The following is a 15968-nucleotide window of genomic DNA, read 5'->3' on the forward strand; positions in this document are numbered from 1 at the left end:
GGGTAAGTTGGACCCTCACCCAACCGGAGCCACCACATGCCTACTGACTACCAGATTCCCGGCCGGGTGCCGGAAGACGGCGTGCCGCGCCAGGCGGTATCGGACTATTGGCGCGAACGCTTCCCGAGCGAGCCGTACTACGACAACAGCCAGTTCTACGACGATTACGAGCCGGCGTACCAGCTGGGGCACTACTCGCGCGCCGACGAGATGATCCGCGCCTACGAGCAGGTGGAAGCCGAACTGGAAACGCGCTGGGCGCAGGAGCGCGGCAAGAGCAAGCTGACGTGGGAACAGGCGCGCAATGCCGTGCGCCGTGGCTGGGATGAATCCACCGCCCTGCACCAGTCGCACCTGGACAAGGGCGTGCCGCGCGGCACCTGAGGCAGCGCGCGGCACCCGCCAGCGCTTAGTCGCCGCTGGGCAGCGGTGGGATCTCGCGCACATTGCCACCCGCGGCCATCAGGTCGCGGGTGTTCTTCTGCACCGCCACCGCGCCGAACAGGCTCAGGGCGAAGGCCATGCCGTAGAAGCCCTTCTCGCTGAGCAGCAGCGTGGCGTTCCACAGGCCCACCAGCAGCAACAGCAGCGAGGCCAGCAGGGCGAACCAGCACAGCGCGTAATACAGGCCGCTGACCGGAATGTCCTCCACGCGGTCGCGCACGCTCTTTTGCAGCGACACCGCCGCAAACAGGCCGAACAACAGCAGGGTGAGGTAATAGCCCTTCTCGTTGAGCGCCATCTCGGCGTTGAACAGACCAACCAGATAGGCCGCCGCGCCCAGCAGCAGCGCTGCCCACGAGGCGGCAATGAAGGCCGGGGACGGCTTGTGCACCTGTTGTTTCATGTGATCCAACTCCATTTGATGGCGGCAAGCCGCACGTGCCGCCCCACGGGCAGCCCGCGCCAACGGTAGCCGATCACGGCCCGCGCGCCTACGGGGTATGACGTATGGTGCACGCCGCGTTGATGGGCATGCTGTACAACCATGGCTGGCCATCGCATCCCCACCCGGAGATACCCCATGACCCGCAAGCTGCTGCTCTCGCTCGCCGTCACTCTTACCCTGCCCCTGTTCGCCACCGCCTGCGTGGCGGCTGACAAGGCGGCCGCCCCGGTCCTGAAGAAGGCCGAGTGGCCCTTCGCCGCCACCGACGCCGGCACCTTCAACGAACCGTGGGCGATGAGCTTCCTGCCCGATGGCAGCCTGCTGGTCAGTGAAAAGGCCGGCACCCTGCAGCATGTGGACCTGAAAACCGGCAAACGCGCCGCCATCAGCGGCGTGCCCAAGGTGGCCTATGCCGGCCAGGGCGGCTTCGGCGACGTGCTGCCGCACCCGGGCTTCGCCAAGAACCAGCTGGTGTATGTGAGCTATGCCGAGGCCGGCGAAGGCGACACCCGCGGCGCCGCCGTGGGCCGGGCACGCCTGGTGCTGGCCGCCGATGGCAGCGGCGCGCTGCAGGACTTCAAGGTGATCTGGCGCCAGACCCCCAAGGTGGAAGGCGGCGGCCATTACGGCCACCGGCTGGCGTTCGGCCCGGACGGCAAGTTGTGGATCACCTCCAGCGAACGCCAGAAGTTCGATCCGGCCCAGGACATGGGCGGCAACCTCGGCAAGATCGTGCGCCTGAACGACGACGGCAGCGTGCCGGCCGACAACCCGTTCGCCTCCCAGGGCGGCGTGGCCGCGCAGGTCTGGTCGCTGGGCCACCGCAATGCGCTGGGCATCGCCTTCGATGCGCGCGGCAAGCTGTGGGTGCACGAAATGGGCCCGGCCGGTGGCGACGAGCTCAACCTGATCGCGCGAGGCGCCAACTACGGCTACCCGATCGTGTCCAACGGCAACCATTACGACGGCCGCGACATTCCCGACCACAGCACGCGCCCGGAATTCGCCGCGCCCAAGGTGACCTGGACGCCGGTGATTTCGCCGGCCGGTTTCATCATCTACAACGGCACGCAGTTCCCGCAGTGGAAGGGCAGCGGCTTCATCGGCGGGCTGTCGTCCAAGTCACTGGTGCGGGTGGCCTTCGATGGCGACAACGCGCGCGAAGCCGAGCGTTTCGACATGGGCGAGCGCATCCGCGAAGTGGAACAGGGCCCGGATGGGGCGATCTGGCTGCTGGAAGACGGGAAGAACGGGCGGCTGTTGAAGCTCACCCCGAAGGGGTGAGCTGAGGGCGTACCGGCGCGATCGACGCGTACCGACCAACGGTCGGTACCTACCGGGTGGGGGCAATGCCCCATCACGGGGTGCCGAGCAACGTGTCGGTACCCACCGGTTCCGGGCAATGCCCCGTCATGGCGTGCCGACCAACGGTCGGTACGCACCGGTCAATCCTGCACGGTGACGATGCCGACCCTGGCCTTGGTGCAGTCGTTCGCCGGGCAGATGCCGTTGATCCAGATCTGGCCGTTGCCCAGCATCACGCCCTGCCAGTTGACGAACACGTCGTCGAATTTCTGTTCGGTGATGGTCCTGGCGATGTCGGCGGTGATGATGCGGTCGTACTCGCGCTCGAATGTCGCGGCATCGGCGACTTTGCGCTTCTTGCCGCCCACGTTGACGTTCACCGGGTACAGCGGCAGGGCGGCCACGGCCTTGGCATCGTGCGCGGCCACGCCCTTCTGCAGTGCAGTGAAGACGGCCTCATAACGGGGTGCATCGCCGAGCAGGCGTTCGATGCGCTGGCGGACGTCGCCGTCGCTGCTGTCGGCGGTGGCATCCGGTGCGTCGGTGGCAGGCGTGGTCTGCGCGGCCGCCTCGGCCGGTGTTGCCACCGCATCCGGCGACATGCCGGCCGTCGGCGCGTCCTCGCTGGGCGTGGTGGTCGTGGTGGGCGGCGAGGTGGGTGCAGCGGCGGCCGCATCGGCCGCCGGCGGTGCCGGCTGCGAGCATGCCGCCAGCAACAGGGTGGGAAGCAGGATTCGGATCGCGCGCATGCTGGCTCCATCGATGTGCAAGGCAGCCAGCCTAACCGCCCAAACGTCAGCCGCCGATGACGGCCACAGCCGCACCACAGGGGATGACGGCCACACCCAAAACAACCGGGGTGGAGCCGACTGTTGGTCGGCTACCGCCACAGGCGATCGACCCACACCGTAGAGCCGACCGTTGGTCGGCTGCCGTCAAGCGGAGACCGATGCGTTGGGGGCAGCCGACCAACGGTCGGCTCTACCGCCGGGGCGGCGGCGATGCCCCAACAGGGTCAACCCGCCAGCAACTCGAAGATCACCGGCTCACCACTCGCCGAAGACGCACACACCCACAGCTCAAACTGACCCGGCTCGGCGCGGAATACACCATCGCGACCCGTGAAGCCCAGCGCGTGGCGGTCCAGGGTGAACTGCACCTCGGTGCTCTGACCCGGCTGCAGCGCCACCTTGCGGAACGCCTTCAACTCACGCACTGGCCGCACGCGGCTGGCCACGCGGTCGTGGATATACAGCTGCACCACTTCCTCGCCCGCCATCGCACCGGTGTTGGTGAGCGTGGTGGTGATGGTCAGGGTGTCGTCCCAGCCCAGCGTCTCCGCGCTCAGCTGCGGCACGCCATAACCGAAGGTCGTGTAGCCCACGCCATGCCCGAACGGATACAGCGCCTCGTTCGGGATCTCGCGCCAGCGCGCCTTGAACTCGGACATGGTCGGCAGTTCCGGGCGACCGGTGCGCGGGTGGTTGTAGAAGAACGGCTGCTGGCCCGACACCTGCGGGAAGCTTACCGGCAGGCGGCCGGACGGGTTGTAGTCGCCGAACAGCACATCGGCCACGGCATGACCGGTCTGGGTGCCCAGGTACCAGGTAATCGCCACGGCCTGCGCATTGCGCACCGCGCCCTGCAGCGCCAGCGCGCGACCATTGCGCAGCAGCACCACCAGCGGCTTGCCGGTCATGGCCACCGCTTCGGCCAGCGCCTGCTGCGCCGGCGGCAGCGTGATTTCCACGCGCGACTGCGCTTCACCGCTGTAACGCTGCGGTTCGCCCAGCGCCAGCACCACCACGTCGGCGCGCAGTGCAGCGGCCACGGCCTGCTCGATGCCGTCCTGCACGGCCGCTTCCAGGTCGCAACCCGGCACGATTTCAAGCAGGGCTTCATCGCTGATCGCCGCGCGCACGCCGGTTTCCAGGCTCACATAGCGGGTCTTGTCGCCGAACAGGGTCCAGCACCCTTCAATGTTCTCGCGGTCCTGCACGAACGGGCCGATCAGCGCGATCTTCTGCCCGGTCTTCTTCAGCGGCAGCACCGCGTCGGTGTTCTTGAGCAGTACGATCGAACGGCGCGCGGCGTCGCGCGACAGTTCATCGTGCTCGGCGATATGCGCGGTGGAGGCTTCGCGGTCCAGATCCAGCGAACGGTAGGGATCGTCGAACAGGCCGATCGCATCCTTCAGGCGCAGAATGCGGCGCACCGACTCGTCCAGCGTGGCCATCGGCACCTCGCCACTCTCGATCAGGCCCGGCAGGTGTTCGGCATAGAAGCCGCTCTGCATGCTCAGGTCCAGGCCGGCGGTGAAGGCCTTGGCGGTGGCGTCGCGGTCATCGGCGGCATAGCCGTGCGCCACCAGCTCCATGTCGGCGGTGTAATCGGAGATCACCACGCCCGGGAACTTCCATTCGCCGCGCAGGATGTCGGTGAGCAGTTCGGCGTTGGCGCTGGCCGGCACGCCGTTGATGTCGTTGAAGGAGGACATCACGGTGAGCGCGCCGGCCTCGAAGGCGGCCTGGAACGGCGGCAGGTGCACGTCGCGCAGGGTCTGCGGCGAGATGTCGACCATGTTGTATTCCATGCCGGCCATCACCGCGCCGTAGGCGGCGAAATGCTTCGGCGTGGCCAGCAGCGCATCGGCGGCGCGCAGGTCCGGGCCCTGGAAGCCGCGCACGCGGGCGGCGGCGAAGGCACAGCCCAGCACCACGTCTTCACCGGCACCTTCGGCACCGCGGCCCCAGCGCTGGTCGCGGGCGATGTCCACCGCCGGTGCGTAGGTCCAGTGCAGGCCGGCCGCCGTGGCTTCCACCGCAGTGGCGCGCGCGGTGCGCTCGGCCAGGTCCGGCTCGAAGCTGGCGGCTTCGCCCAGCGGGATCGGGAACACGGTGCGCATGCCGTGGATGACATCGGCGGCCAGGATCACCGGGATGCCCAGGCGGCTTTCTTCCAGCGCCACCTGCTGGATGCGGCGGCCGGCTTCCACGCCCACGCCATTGAACAGCGACCCCACCTTGCCCTCGCGCACCTGCTGCAGCACCTGGTCGGCGTTGAGCACGTTGGCTTCCGGGTTCACGTCCGGGGCGAACGGCCGAACCATGTCGGCGAACACACCGAGCTGGCCGACTTTTTCTTCGACGGTCATCTTGGCAATGAGGGTTTCGATACGATCGGCGGCCACCGGCTGTCCTTATGAAAACGTTTACAAGGCCAGGATTCTAGCGTTCCCGGGCCCGTTGTGAATGATTTTGACGTTCATTTTTCTTCCCCGGGGGAAGAACCCCGCCACCGTGAGCGCGGTGGCGGGGGCACAGGAGCTTACTCCGCGGCGGCCAGGCGCTGCTGGCCGGCCATCAACATCGCATCACTGGAGGCCTGGAACACGCGCAGCCCGAAGGCCGGCAGCGTGGCCAGCAGGTGGTCGAACACGTCCGACTGGATGCCCTCGTACTCGCCCCACGCGGTGGTGCGGGTGAAGCAGTAGATCTCCAGCGGCAGGCCTTCGGTGGTCGGCTGCAGCTGCCGTACCAGCAGCGTCATGTCCGTATGGATACCCGGATGCTGGCGCAGGTAGCGCTCCACATACGCGCGGAACGTGCCCAGGTTGGTCACCCGCCGCGCATTCACCGCCGCCACGCCCTTGGCCTGCAGCTGCGCGTTCCACTGCTGCAGTTCGCTCTGCTTCTCGCGCAGGTATTCGCCCAGCACCGCGAACTGTTCCAGTTCGGCCAGCATCGGCGCATCGACGAAGCCCACGCTGTGCTGGTCCAGGTACAGCGCGCGCTTGATCCGGCGTCCGCCGGCCTCCTGCATGCCGCGCCAGTTCTTGAACGACTCGGTGACCAGCTTCTTGGTCGGGATGGTGGTGATGGTCTTGTCGAAGTTCTGCACGGTGATGGTGTGCAGGGCGATGTCGATGACGTCGCCGTCGGCATTCTGGCTGGGCATCTCGATCCAGTCGCCCAGCCGCACCCGGCCGTCGCCGCTGATCTGCACGCTGGCCACCAGCGACAGGATGGTGTCCTGGAAGATCAGCATCAGCACGGCGGTGGCCGCGCCCAGCCCGGTGACCAGGTAGCGCAGGTCCACCCCGGCCAGGGTGGCCACGATCGACAGCCCGGCGATGACGAAGATGACGATCTTGCCAACCTGGAGGTAGCCCTTGATCGGCTTGTTGCGCGCGTCGGGGCGGCGCTCGTAGATGTCGTTGGCCGCGTCCAGCGCGTGCGAGATCGCCAGCGCCACGGTCAGGATCGCCCAGGCCTGGCAGGCGCCGATGACGAAGGCCACCAGCGGCGCAGGCAGGTCGGGCACCACGGTGATGCCGGCGGCGATGACCTGGCTGGGCACCACATTGGACAACCGCGACACCACCCGCATCACGTTGCTGCCGCGCCCGCCATGGGCGGTCCCGCCGGGAAGCCGGTTGATCAACCCGCGCAGGCCGCGCAGCAGGATCTTCTTGGTGACGAAATTGGCCAGCCACGCGGCCAGCGCCAGCAGGCACAGCACCGAGGCGGTGTAGGCCCACGGCCAGGGTTCGAGGGTTCGCTGCAGGTCGTCCAGCCAACGGGTTGCTACTACCGCATCCAGCATCTTGTTGAAGTCTCCAGATTTGGGGGTTGCCGGGCAGCGCCCGGCACTACGGTGGTTCGGGTTGCCGGGCAGAGCCCGGCACTACGGTGGGCAGCGCCCGGTCAGGACGCGCTGCGTTCGATGATCACGCCCACCGCGCGTGCGCCGCGCACGGCGCCGGGCTTGCTCAGCTTGAGGCGCAGCCATTCCACCTTGAATTCACGCAGCACGATCTCGGCGATGCGCTCAGCCAGGGTTTCGACCAGGCCGAAATCGGACTCGCGCACGAACTGCTCGATGCGCTTGCTCACGGCCTTGTAGTTGAGGGTATCGGCGATGTCGTCGCTGGCCGCCGGGCGACGATTGTCGAAGCCCATTTCCAGGTCGAACCGCAGGGTCTGGCGGATCCGCCGTTCCCAGTCGTAGATGCCGATCAGGGCATCGATCTCGAGCCCTTCGATGAATACCTTGTCCATAGCCATGCCACGTGGAAGATGCCGAACATGGTAACGGCGCGGGCCGGAACGTGCCGGGAACCGGGTGCGGGAGAAAGACAAAAGGCCCCTTTCGGGACCCTTTGCTTACCGCCACTGTCCCCGGGGGAATTGGATTTCTCCAAAAGCTGGTCCCGGTGGCACACGCCTGTACCGTAGCGTCACCACTTCCCCGGGTCAACGTGGGAGGTGCGATTCTGGGACCGACCGCTCAGGGCTTAACCCCTAATAGATTGGGGTGATAAAGCTGATGCCGGATGATGGAATACATCAGTAGTCTTCGCGACGTTTCCTGATGCCGGAACCAGCACGCTGCCGCCTAGGATCAATCACTTCCTAGCGGATCCTTCCCGTTGCGCGACCTGCAACTCATTCATCGCTCGTTCTCGGCAGCGCGCATGCGTACGTTCGAACGGGCCATCGGTTCTGCTGCCGTCCACCCATTTACGCTCTATCAGTGGAACCTGCGCATCAGTGGCGCCTTCCTGCTACCGCTCCATGTCTGCGAGGTTGTCATCCGCAATGCAGTCGCCGAGGCGCTTGAGCAGCAGCACGGGGAACGGTGGCCGTGGCAACGTGGATTTTATTCGAGCCTCCCGGGAAGCGGCTCGGATGGCTACAACGCACGTGCAGAGTTACAGCGTGCGACGGCCAGGTTCCCTACGACATCGTCGGTGATTGCCGCGCTGCGCTTAGCCTTCTGGCAACACATGTTCACCCAACGATTCGACGCTGGCCTGTGGGGACCAACCCTCCATCGCGTGCTCCCTGGTGCCGGACAATTGGGACCGCCGCACGGTGTCCGGGCCACCCTTCACGCCGATCTTCAGCGGGTCAGGACACTGCGTAACCGGATCGCGCATCACGAACCGGTCTTCATGCGTGACCTAGGTGAAGACTTTGCCACCATCACCAAGCTCGTCGGGCTGCGGTGCCCGGACGTGGTGCGCTGGATGGATCGCGTAGAAACGGTGACCCCGCTGTTGCTGCAGCGCCCCAACTGAGCGCTGCGCCCCTCCGTGCCGCTGTCACCTACACCGCCGGCAGCGTCGCCATGTCCCAGCGCGGGGTGACCTGCACCTGCGGCGGGTTGTGCTGGCCGGCTTCCAGCCGCAGTGCGCCGGCGAAGGCGATCATCGCGCCGTTGTCGGTGCACAGCGACGGGCGCGGGAAGCAGGCCCGGCCGCCGCGGCGGGCCGCCATCTGCTGAAGCTTGGCGCGCAGCCGCTTGTTGGCCCCTACCCCGCCGGCCACCACGATCACATCGGTGCCGGCCTCATCCAGCGCGCGCTCGCACTTGATGGCCAGGGTGTCCACCACGGCGTCTTCAAAGCCCCGGGCGATGTCGGCGCGGGTCTGCTCGCTCTGGTCGCTGTCGCGCCAGGCCAGCAGCACCTGGGTCTTCAGGCCGGAGAAGCTGAAATCCAGCCCGGGCCGGTCGGTCATGGGGCGGGTGAATCTGTACTTGCCGGGGGTACCGCGCTCGGCCAGCGCCGCCAGTTGCGGGCCGCCCGGGTACGGCAGGCCCATCAGCTTGGCGGTCTTGTCGAAGGCCTCGCCGGCCGCGTCGTCCAGGGTCTCGCCCAGCAGGCGGTACTGGCCGATCCGGTCCACCGCCACCAGCTGGGTATGCCCGCCGGACACCAGCAGCGCCACGAACGGCGCCTGCGGCGGGTCATCTTCCATCAGCGGGGCCAGCAGATGCCCTTCCATATGGTGTACCCCGACCGCCGGCACCTCCAGCGCCCAGGCCAGCGAGCGGGCCACGCCCGCCCCCACCAGCAGCGCGCCAACCAGCCCCGGGCCGGCCGTATAGGCCACCCCGTCGATGTCGGCCACGCCCATCCCGGCCTCGGCCAAGGTCTGGCGGATCAGCGGCAGCAGCTTGCGCACGTGGTCGCGGCTGGCCAGTTCAGGCACCACCCCGCCGTACTCGGCGTGCAGGGCGATCTGGCTATAGACCGCATGGGCGCGCAGGGCGTCCGGGCCGGCCAGGGCGGTGTCGTACACCGCCACGCCGGTCTCATCACAGGAAGATTCAATACCAAGGACTCGCATACCGGGTATTATGGACCGCTGAGGCCCCGGCAGCGTTACCGCCAGCCCACCTGACACCACCTGTGGCCAAGAAGTTTGCCGGGGTGGGTTGCAACTTCTTTTGTCGCCGCTATAATGTGCGGCTCTCACCGGGCGTGACCCGGTTCTACTGTGTCCCGGAGATTCCATGCCCAGCGTTAAAGTCCGCGAGAACGAGCCCTTCGAGTTTGCGCTCCGTCGCTTCAAGCGCACCTGCGAAAAGGCCGGCGTGCTGGCCGAAACCCGCAAGCGCGAGTTCTATGAAAAGCCGACCCAGGAGCGCAAGCGTAAAGCTGCTGCTGCTGTGAAGCGTCAGCTGCGCCGGTCGTCGCGCGACGTCACCAAGCGTCAGCGCCTGTACTGAGTCGGACGCAACTTCGATGCGACAGGCCGCTGGTCTGTCGTGGCGGAGCCGAAGCCGGAACGCGCGAGCGTTGCCGGCTTTTTGCGTTCCAGTCGTTTGGCGTCTCTTTCCGCCCTTTTGACCGAATACGAGGTGTTCCATGAGCCTGAAACAGCAGCTTACCGATGACATGAAGGCCGCCATGAAGGCCGGCGAGAAGCACCGTCTGGGCGTGATCCGCCTGATGCTGGCCGACATCAAGCGCAAGGAAGTGGACGAGCGCATCGAGCTGGACGACGCCACCGCGTTGGCCGTGCTGGAAAAGATGGTCAAGCAGCGCAAGGATTCGGTCAGCCAGTTCGAAGCGGCCAACCGTGAAGACCTCGCCGTGATCGAGCGCGAAGAGATCCTGGTCATCGACCAGTACCTGCCGGCCAAGCTGGGCGAGGCCGAGATCGTGGCCGCCATCCAGGCCGCCATCGCCGAAACCGGCGCGGCCAGCCCGGCCGACATCGGCAAGCTGATGGGCGCACTGAAGCCCAAGCTCGCCGGCCAGGCCGACATGGGCCTGGTGTCCAAGCTGGTCAAGCAGCAGCTGGCAGGCTGATCGGGCCAGGTAGCGACCCACGGTCGCTACCTGCCTCGCCGGATGTACGTCATCCGGATTCCGGTAGGCACCGACCGTTGGTCGGTGCATGCATGCATGCACGCGCACTGCCGCGCGCCCGCTTCACCCCGCCTTCGACCCGGGCCTGCAAAAATCGGCCGCATGTCTTCACTGCCGCCTGCCCCCACCCCCGACGCCGATCCCTCGCCCGCCCACGCCGGCGTGCCGCCGCGGCTGCGCAAGTATGTCGACCGGCTGCAACGCAGCTTCCCGATGGCCGTGGGCAAGCGCTTCGTCGAGATCGACGTGCTCACCCAGGCCGCCTCGGTCTCCTTCTACGCCCTGCTGTCGATGGCGCCGCTGCTGGTGCTGCTGTTGTGGCTCACCGCCTCGCTGTATCCGCCGGCGCAACAGGCGCTGATCGCCCAGATCAACGACGTGGCCGGCAGTAGTGCCGCCACCGTGGCCGACACCGTGCTCAAGAACGCCGACAACCAGCCCGACGTGGGTTCGCTGGCCGGGGTCTGGAGCACGCTGCTGCTGTTCATCGGCGCCACGGCGGTGTTTGCGCAGCTGCAGAACGCGCTGAACCTGATCTTCAACACCAGTGGCGAGCGCCTGGACGGCATCGTGGCGTGGCTGCGCAAGCGCGTGTTCTCCTTCGGCGTGGTGCTGGCGCTGGGCTTCCTGCTGATCCTGTCGATGACCGCCACCACCATGCTGCAGGTGGCCTTCGCGCAGCTGCCCTCGGTGCTGCCGGCAATCGGCTACCTGACCAGCCTGGCGCTGTACACGGTGGGCTTCGCCTTCCTGTATCACTACCTGCCCGACCGCCGCGTGGCCTGGCGACAAGCCTTCATCGGCGGGGCCATCACCTCGGCGCTGTTCGCGTTGGGCCGCTATGGCATCGGCCTGTACATCGCCACCGTCGCGCCGGGCAGCGCCTACGGCTCGATGGGCGCGCTGGTGATCTCGCTGGTGTGGATCTACTACGCCACGGTGGTGTTCTTCGTGGGCGCGCTGATGACCGCGGTCATCGATGAACGCCTGCGCGCGCATTTCCACCTGGCCCAGGCGGGCATCGCCGTGCCCAAACCGGGCGAAGCGACCGGCAGCTAGTAGACTAGCGGTGTCCCCCGCTGCCCTGCGTGGCCGTTACCGGTCGCGCCACCTGCCTGCTGCCCATGGCCCGTATCCCCGACGCATTCATCGACGACCTGCTGGCCCGCTCCGACATTGTCGAGGTGGTGGGCAGCCGCGTGCCGCTGAAGCGCCAGGGCAAGGAATACGCCGCACGCTGCCCGTTCCACGACGAGCGCTCGGCCTCGTTCACGGTCTCGCCCACCAAGCAGTTCTATCACTGCTTCGGCTGTGGCGCGCATGGCACCGCGATCAGCTTCCTGATGAATTACGACCGCCTCGAGTTCCTCGACGCGGTTGATGAGTTGGCCAAGCGTGTGGGCATGGAAGTGCCGCGCGATACCCAGCCGCGCACCGCCCAGCAGCAGGACGACAGCCGCGAGCTGTACTCGGCCCTGGATGCGGCCACGCGCTTCTTCCAGAAATCGCTGGAGGAAAGCGACAAGGCCCGCGCCTACCTGGACCAGCGCGGCGTAGACGAGGAAAACCGCACGCGGTTCGCGATCGGCTATGCACCCGACGGCTACAGCGCGTTGAAGGACGCACTGGGCAAGGACGAGCGGCGCATGAAGCTGCTGGACCGCGCCGGGCTGTTTTCCAAGAACGACCGCGGCCATGTCTACGACAAGTTCCGCGACCGGGTGATGTTCCCGATCTTCGACCGCCGCGGCCGCGTGATCGCCTACGGCGGCCGGGTCATGGAGAAGGACGACGGCCCCAAGTACCTCAACTCGCCCGAGACCGCGCTGTTCCACAAGGGCCGCGAACTGTACGGCCTGTGGCAGGTGCGCCACGCCAACCAGAAGATCGAGCGGCTGATCGTGGTCGAAGGCTACATGGACGTGGTCTCGCTGTTCCAGTACGGGGTCACCCAGGCGGTGGCCACGCTGGGCACGGCCACCACGCCGGACCACGCCGAGCTGCTGTTCCGCAATGCGCCGGACGTGTTCTTCTGCTTCGACGGTGACGCCGCCGGCCGCCGCGCAGGCTGGCGCGCGCTGGAGTCGGTGCTGCCGCGCATGAAGGACGGCCGCCAGGCGTTCTTCCTGTTCCTGCCCGACGGCGAAGACCCCGACACCATCGTGCGCAAGGAAGGCAGCGCCGCATTCGACGAACGCCTCAAGCAGGCCACGCCGCTGTCGCAGTTCTTCTTCGACGAGCTCACCCGCGAGGTCAACATGGCCACGCTGGACGGCAAGGCGCGGCTGGCCGAGCGGGCCAAGCCGATGCTGGCGCAGATTCCCGATGGCGCCTTCGGCGACCTGATGAAGCAGCAGCTGACCACGCTCACCGGGCTGGGTGCCCGGCCCACGGCATCGGCGCAGCCCTCGCGCCCATCACCGCGTGCGGTGGCACCCACCCAGCGCCGCAGCCTGGTGCGCGCGGCCATTGCGATCCTGCTGCAGCAACCCTCGCTGGCCATGACCCTGGAAGGCCACCACTTCAACGGCCTGCGCCTGCCCGGCATTGAACTGCTGCTGGAGCTGCTTGGGTTGGTCGAACAGCGCCCGGACATCACCACCGGCGCACTGCTGGAGCATTTCGAGGGGCGCGAGGAACAGGCCTCCTTGCAGAAACTGGCCGCCCACACCCAGCCAGGCGACGAGGCGATGTGGACCGAGGAACTGCACGATGCGGTGGCCCAGCTTGAAAAGCAGCTGATGCGGCAACGCATGGATGAGCTTCAGGCAAAGCAGAGCCAGCAGGGTCTGGACGATACTGACAAGTACGAACTGCGCGAACTGCTCAAGGCGCGCAGCACCCTCCGCTTCTGACCAACGGAGCAGCCGTGGCCTCTCCCCGAGTGAACCCCGCCGCATCCTTCGCCCGCCACGTCCGCCTTGGCGCCCTCGCCGCCCTGCTGGCCATGGCACTGCCTGCGGTGGCCGACACGCTGCCCTTCGCGCAGCCGCGCCCGCAGCTGTACAGCGCCGGCCAGCCCAGTGCCGCCCAGCTGCAACAGGCCGCGGACGCCGGCGTCACCACCGTGATCGACCCGCGCCAGCCCGATGAAGACCGCGGCTTCGATGAAACCGCCGCCGCCGAACGCCTGGGCCTGCGCTATGTACGCATACCGGTGGCCGGCGCTGCCGGCCTGACCGACGCCAATGCGCACGCGCTGCGCACGGCACTGGCGCAGAGCAGCGGCCCGGTGCTGGTGCATTGCGCCTCCGGCAACCGCGCCGGTGCGCTGCTGGCGCTGTTGAACGCACGCGATGGTGCCCCGGTGGAGCACGCCCTGCAGCTGGGTCGCGATGCCGGCATGACCTCGCTGGAAGCGCCTACCCGCGCCCTGCTCGAACAGGCTGCCGCGCGTTGAGTCAGCGCGTGTTTTCCCTCTCTCTTTTCATCCTCACAGGAGCATGCCGCGCATGAAGCCCTGGTGGTCGCGCCTGCGGCCGGACAACTTCACCCTCGCCCTGCTCTGCACCGTGCTGCTGGCCTCGCTGCTGCCCATGCACGGCGCGGCGGCGATGGTGCTCGACGATGTCACCGACGTGGCCATTGCCGCGTTGTTCTTCCTGCACGGTGCGCGCCTGCCGCGTGAGTCGATCGTGGCCGGGGTGCTGCATTGGCGCCTGCACCTGACCATCCTGGCGTGCACCTTCGTGCTGTTCCCGCTGCTGGGGCTGCTGTTCAAACCGCTCGATGGCTGGCTGCTCACGCCCGAGCTGTACATCGGCGTGCTGTTCCTGTGTGCGCTGCCGTCCACGGTGCAGTCGTCCATCGCCTTCACCTCGATGGCGCGCGGCAACGTGCCGGCGGCGGTGTGCAGCGCCTCGCTGTCGAGCATCCTCGGCGTGTTCCTCACCCCCTTGCTGCTGGCCCTGCTCGCCGGCACCGAGGGCGGTATGCACAACCCGGTGCAGGCCATCGTCAGCATCATGTTGCAGCTGCTGGTGCCGTTCGTGGCCGGCCACCTGCTGCGCCCGTGGATTGCCGGCTGGGTGGAACGCCAGCGCGCGCTGCTGCGCTACACCGACCAGGCCACCATCCTGCTGGTGGTGTATTCCGCGTTCGGCGAAGCGGTCAGCGAAGGGCTGTGGAGCAAGACGCCGCTGGTATCGCTGTTCACCGTGGCCATTGTTGCCGCCGTCCTGCTCGGCATCGCGATGCCATTGATCCGCTTCATCGCCCGCCGGTTGGGCTTCAACCGCGAAGACGAAATCACCATCCTGTTCTGCGGCTCCAAGAAAAGCCTGGCCACCGGCGTCCCGATCGCCAAGGTACTGTTCGCCGGCGGCAGCCTGGGCGCGATCGTGCTGCCGATCATGATCTACCACCAGATCCAGCTGATCGTCTGCGCGATGATCGCGCAGCGGTATGCGCGCGATCCCACTGACCCGGCGCCAACCGTCCGCCCGGAATGAATCACGCAAGGTTCGCGGATCTACCTTCGGTAGGGTCGTTTCCCAAACGACTGCCGATACCGTGGATCGGCGCGATGTCAGCGTGACCTGAACCGGAAAGGCGCATTTGCCACGGTATCCAAGGCACGCTCCGATGTGCGTCATGCTCACTATCGGCCGGCACGCACGGTCGGCAGTCGTTTGGGAAACGACCCTACCGGACCCGCCGTGCATCGCCGCGGCGCACGCAACATCCGTGGCGCAATACTGGGGTCTAGTCCGCAGCGAGCGGCGTAACCTCAGCGGTCGGTCAGGGTGGCAACGCTCAACGCGGGCATCCATATCCACAGGTCGTACTGCCGATCCGCGTCTGTATCTTCTTTCGCCGCGCGCGGCGGACGCTCGATCAGCGGTACCGCGCGGCACGGCTGAAAACACGCCCAGAAATGGCCACGCAGCGCTTCCAGACGCACGCTGTACAGCGGCAGGTCCAGCAGGTGCGCGGCCATCATCTTCTGTTGCATCTCTGCGGGCGCATCGGCCGACCGGGTGCGCATGGCATGCACGTTGCCGGTCAGCACCAGCATCCGTGCATCGGCGGGCAGCGCGTTGAACTGCTGGCGCAGGTGCGTGGCCATGGCCGCATCGCGCTGGTCACTGCTGGTGGAGGCGCCGGTTTCGGTGTCATAGCCGGCCACGCCGACATCGCGGCCCTGGACCCGCAACACACGGACGGCCTCGATCAGCGCGAGCATGTCGCGGCTGCGCCGGCCGTCATGCTGATCGTCCTTCACCGCCCAGAACGGCGACGTGCGCAGCGTCTCGCGCGCGTCGGTACCACCGTCCGAGCGCAGGTAGCGTGCCAGGGCGACGTTCTCGCTCATCGGCAGTTCCAGTGCCAGCCGCACGGCGGCCGTGTCACGGCTGTAGCGCTCCATCAGGTCGGCCACCAGCAGCGGCGTTTCGGCAGTACCGTGATATTCGCCGAGCACGACCAGGCGGTGCTCGCCGGCGTGCCGCATGATCTGCGTAGCCGTCTCATCGGGCGCAGGCGCGGCAATCGCCGTGCTGCACAGCAGTGTCATGGCCAGTACTGCGCGTCGCATCCATCGTTTCATGCCGTCACGTCCTGTTCGGTCATGAAAGCAATGGCGACGTTTGCGGGAAATTCAACGTGTCG

Annotated in this window: 16 protein-coding genes; 9 read left to right on the plus strand and 7 right to left on the minus strand. The window is 67.2% G+C overall.

Annotated features, from left to right (window positions below; all coding sequences use genetic code 11):
* Positions 1–36: 36 nt before the first annotated feature.
* Positions 37–384, plus strand: a complete 348-nt coding sequence (locus AC6CHL_RS14545) for a hypothetical protein (RefSeq protein WP_038690880.1) — start codon at positions 37–39, stop codon at positions 382–384.
* Positions 385–409: 25 nt separating this feature from the next.
* Here AC6CHL_RS14545 and yiaA read toward each other — a convergent pair whose 3' ends face one another.
* Positions 410–847: an inner membrane protein YiaA gene (gene yiaA / locus AC6CHL_RS14550; RefSeq protein ID WP_038690881.1), complete on the minus strand. Its 438-nt coding sequence runs from the start codon at positions 845–847 to the stop codon at positions 410–412.
* Between the two features lie 177 nt (positions 848–1024).
* Here yiaA and AC6CHL_RS14555 point away from each other — a divergent pair, with 177 nt between their 5' ends.
* Positions 1025–2173 (plus strand): PQQ-dependent sugar dehydrogenase, encoded by a 1149-nt coding sequence (locus AC6CHL_RS14555; protein ID WP_498295009.1) that lies wholly within the window; start codon positions 1025–1027, stop codon positions 2171–2173.
* 161 nt (positions 2174–2334) lie between these two features.
* Here AC6CHL_RS14555 and AC6CHL_RS14560 read toward each other — a convergent pair whose 3' ends face one another.
* From AC6CHL_RS14560 to folB, 4 genes are all read right to left on the minus strand, one after another.
* Positions 2335–2943, minus strand: a complete 609-nt coding sequence (locus tag AC6CHL_RS14560) for a hypothetical protein (RefSeq protein ID WP_498295011.1) — start codon at positions 2941–2943, stop codon at positions 2335–2337.
* 266 nt (positions 2944–3209) lie between these two features.
* Positions 3210–5384, minus strand: a complete 2175-nt coding sequence (gene bglX / locus AC6CHL_RS14565) for a beta-glucosidase BglX (protein ID WP_498295013.1) — start codon at positions 5382–5384, stop codon at positions 3210–3212.
* A 137-nt stretch (positions 5385–5521) separates the two neighbouring features.
* Positions 5522–6799 carry a mechanosensitive ion channel family protein gene (locus tag AC6CHL_RS14570; RefSeq protein ID WP_498295015.1) on the minus strand — a complete coding sequence of 426 codons (1278 nt, stop codon included), beginning with the start codon at positions 6797–6799 and terminating at the stop codon, positions 5522–5524.
* A 101-nt stretch (positions 6800–6900) separates the two neighbouring features.
* Positions 6901–7254: a dihydroneopterin aldolase gene (folB, locus tag AC6CHL_RS14575; protein WP_038690891.1), complete on the minus strand. Its 354-nt coding sequence runs from the start codon at positions 7252–7254 to the stop codon at positions 6901–6903.
* A 371-nt stretch (positions 7255–7625) separates the two neighbouring features.
* On the opposite strand from folB, the gene AC6CHL_RS14580 reads away from it, so the two are divergent.
* A complete protein-coding gene (locus AC6CHL_RS14580) occupies positions 7626–8276 on the plus strand; it encodes a hypothetical protein (RefSeq protein WP_498295017.1) in 651 nt (216 codons plus the stop codon).
* A gap of 28 nt (positions 8277–8304) precedes the next feature.
* On the opposite strand, the gene tsaD is transcribed toward AC6CHL_RS14580, so the two are convergent.
* Positions 8305–9330: a tRNA (adenosine(37)-N6)-threonylcarbamoyltransferase complex transferase subunit TsaD gene (gene tsaD / locus AC6CHL_RS14585; RefSeq protein ID WP_498295019.1), complete on the minus strand. Its 1026-nt coding sequence runs from the start codon at positions 9328–9330 to the stop codon at positions 8305–8307.
* A gap of 166 nt (positions 9331–9496) precedes the next feature.
* On the opposite strand from tsaD, the gene rpsU reads away from it, so the two are divergent.
* The 6 genes from rpsU (at position 9497) to AC6CHL_RS14615 (ending at position 14809) form a co-directional block, all read left to right on the plus strand.
* The gene (gene rpsU, locus AC6CHL_RS14590; RefSeq protein WP_002808376.1) at positions 9497–9712 is read left to right on the plus strand and encodes a 30S ribosomal protein S21; all 216 of its coding nucleotides are present in this window, start codon (positions 9497–9499) and stop codon (positions 9710–9712) included.
* 139 nt (positions 9713–9851) lie between these two features.
* Entirely contained in the window at positions 9852–10298 is a 447-nt protein-coding gene (locus AC6CHL_RS14595) for a GatB/YqeY domain-containing protein (RefSeq protein ID WP_038690903.1), read from the plus strand.
* 162 nt (positions 10299–10460) lie between these two features.
* Entirely contained in the window at positions 10461–11417 is a 957-nt protein-coding gene (locus AC6CHL_RS14600; RefSeq protein ID WP_051598914.1) for a YihY/virulence factor BrkB family protein, read from the plus strand.
* 65 nt (positions 11418–11482) lie between these two features.
* The gene (gene dnaG, locus AC6CHL_RS14605; RefSeq protein WP_498295023.1) at positions 11483–13213 is read left to right on the plus strand and encodes a DNA primase; all 1731 of its coding nucleotides are present in this window, start codon (positions 11483–11485) and stop codon (positions 13211–13213) included.
* A gap of 92 nt (positions 13214–13305) precedes the next feature.
* The gene (locus AC6CHL_RS14610) at positions 13306–13758 is read left to right on the plus strand and encodes a beta-lactamase hydrolase domain-containing protein (RefSeq protein WP_498295050.1); all 453 of its coding nucleotides are present in this window, start codon (positions 13306–13308) and stop codon (positions 13756–13758) included.
* A 52-nt stretch (positions 13759–13810) separates the two neighbouring features.
* Positions 13811–14809 (plus strand): bile acid:sodium symporter family protein, encoded by a 999-nt coding sequence (locus tag AC6CHL_RS14615; protein ID WP_498295025.1) that lies wholly within the window; start codon positions 13811–13813, stop codon positions 14807–14809.
* A 278-nt stretch (positions 14810–15087) separates the two neighbouring features.
* On the opposite strand, the gene AC6CHL_RS14620 is transcribed toward AC6CHL_RS14615, so the two are convergent.
* Entirely contained in the window at positions 15088–15906 is an 819-nt protein-coding gene (locus tag AC6CHL_RS14620) for a calcium-binding protein (RefSeq protein WP_498295027.1), read from the minus strand.
* Between the last annotated feature and the right edge of the window lie 62 nt (positions 15907–15968).

Source organism: Stenotrophomonas sp. GQ19 (assembly GCF_059758695.1).

Excerpts from the sequence above, each read along its gene's own strand:
- AC6CHL_RS14570 (WP_498295015.1), bottom strand. The coding sequence starts at position 6,799 with ATGCTGGATGCGGTAGTAGCAACCCGTTGGCTGGACGACCTGCAGCGA.
- folB (WP_038690891.1), bottom strand. The coding sequence starts at position 7,254 with ATGGACAAGGTATTCATCGAAGGGCTCGAGATCGATGCCCTGATCGGC.
- AC6CHL_RS14615 (WP_498295025.1), top strand. The coding sequence starts at position 13,811 with ATGAAGCCCTGGTGGTCGCGCCTGCGGCCGGACAACTTCACCCTCGCC.
- yiaA (WP_038690881.1), bottom strand. The coding sequence starts at position 847 with ATGAAACAACAGGTGCACAAGCCGTCCCCGGCCTTCATTGCCGCCTCG.
- AC6CHL_RS14560 (WP_498295011.1), bottom strand. The coding sequence starts at position 2,943 with ATGCGCGCGATCCGAATCCTGCTTCCCACCCTGTTGCTGGCGGCATGC.
- dnaG (WP_498295023.1), top strand. The coding sequence starts at position 11,483 with ATGGCCCGTATCCCCGACGCATTCATCGACGACCTGCTGGCCCGCTCC.
- AC6CHL_RS14545 (WP_038690880.1), top strand. The coding sequence starts at position 37 with ATGCCTACTGACTACCAGATTCCCGGCCGGGTGCCGGAAGACGGCGTG.
- AC6CHL_RS14600 (WP_051598914.1), top strand. The coding sequence starts at position 10,461 with ATGTCTTCACTGCCGCCTGCCCCCACCCCCGACGCCGATCCCTCGCCC.
- rpsU (WP_002808376.1), top strand. The coding sequence starts at position 9,497 with ATGCCCAGCGTTAAAGTCCGCGAGAACGAGCCCTTCGAGTTTGCGCTC.
- AC6CHL_RS14595 (WP_038690903.1), top strand. The coding sequence starts at position 9,852 with ATGAGCCTGAAACAGCAGCTTACCGATGACATGAAGGCCGCCATGAAG.
- tsaD (WP_498295019.1), bottom strand. The coding sequence starts at position 9,330 with ATGCGAGTCCTTGGTATTGAATCTTCCTGTGATGAGACCGGCGTGGCG.
- AC6CHL_RS14555 (WP_498295009.1), top strand. The coding sequence starts at position 1,025 with ATGACCCGCAAGCTGCTGCTCTCGCTCGCCGTCACTCTTACCCTGCCC.
- AC6CHL_RS14620 (WP_498295027.1), bottom strand. The coding sequence starts at position 15,906 with ATGAAACGATGGATGCGACGCGCAGTACTGGCCATGACACTGCTGTGC.
- AC6CHL_RS14610 (WP_498295050.1), top strand. The coding sequence starts at position 13,306 with ATGGCACTGCCTGCGGTGGCCGACACGCTGCCCTTCGCGCAGCCGCGC.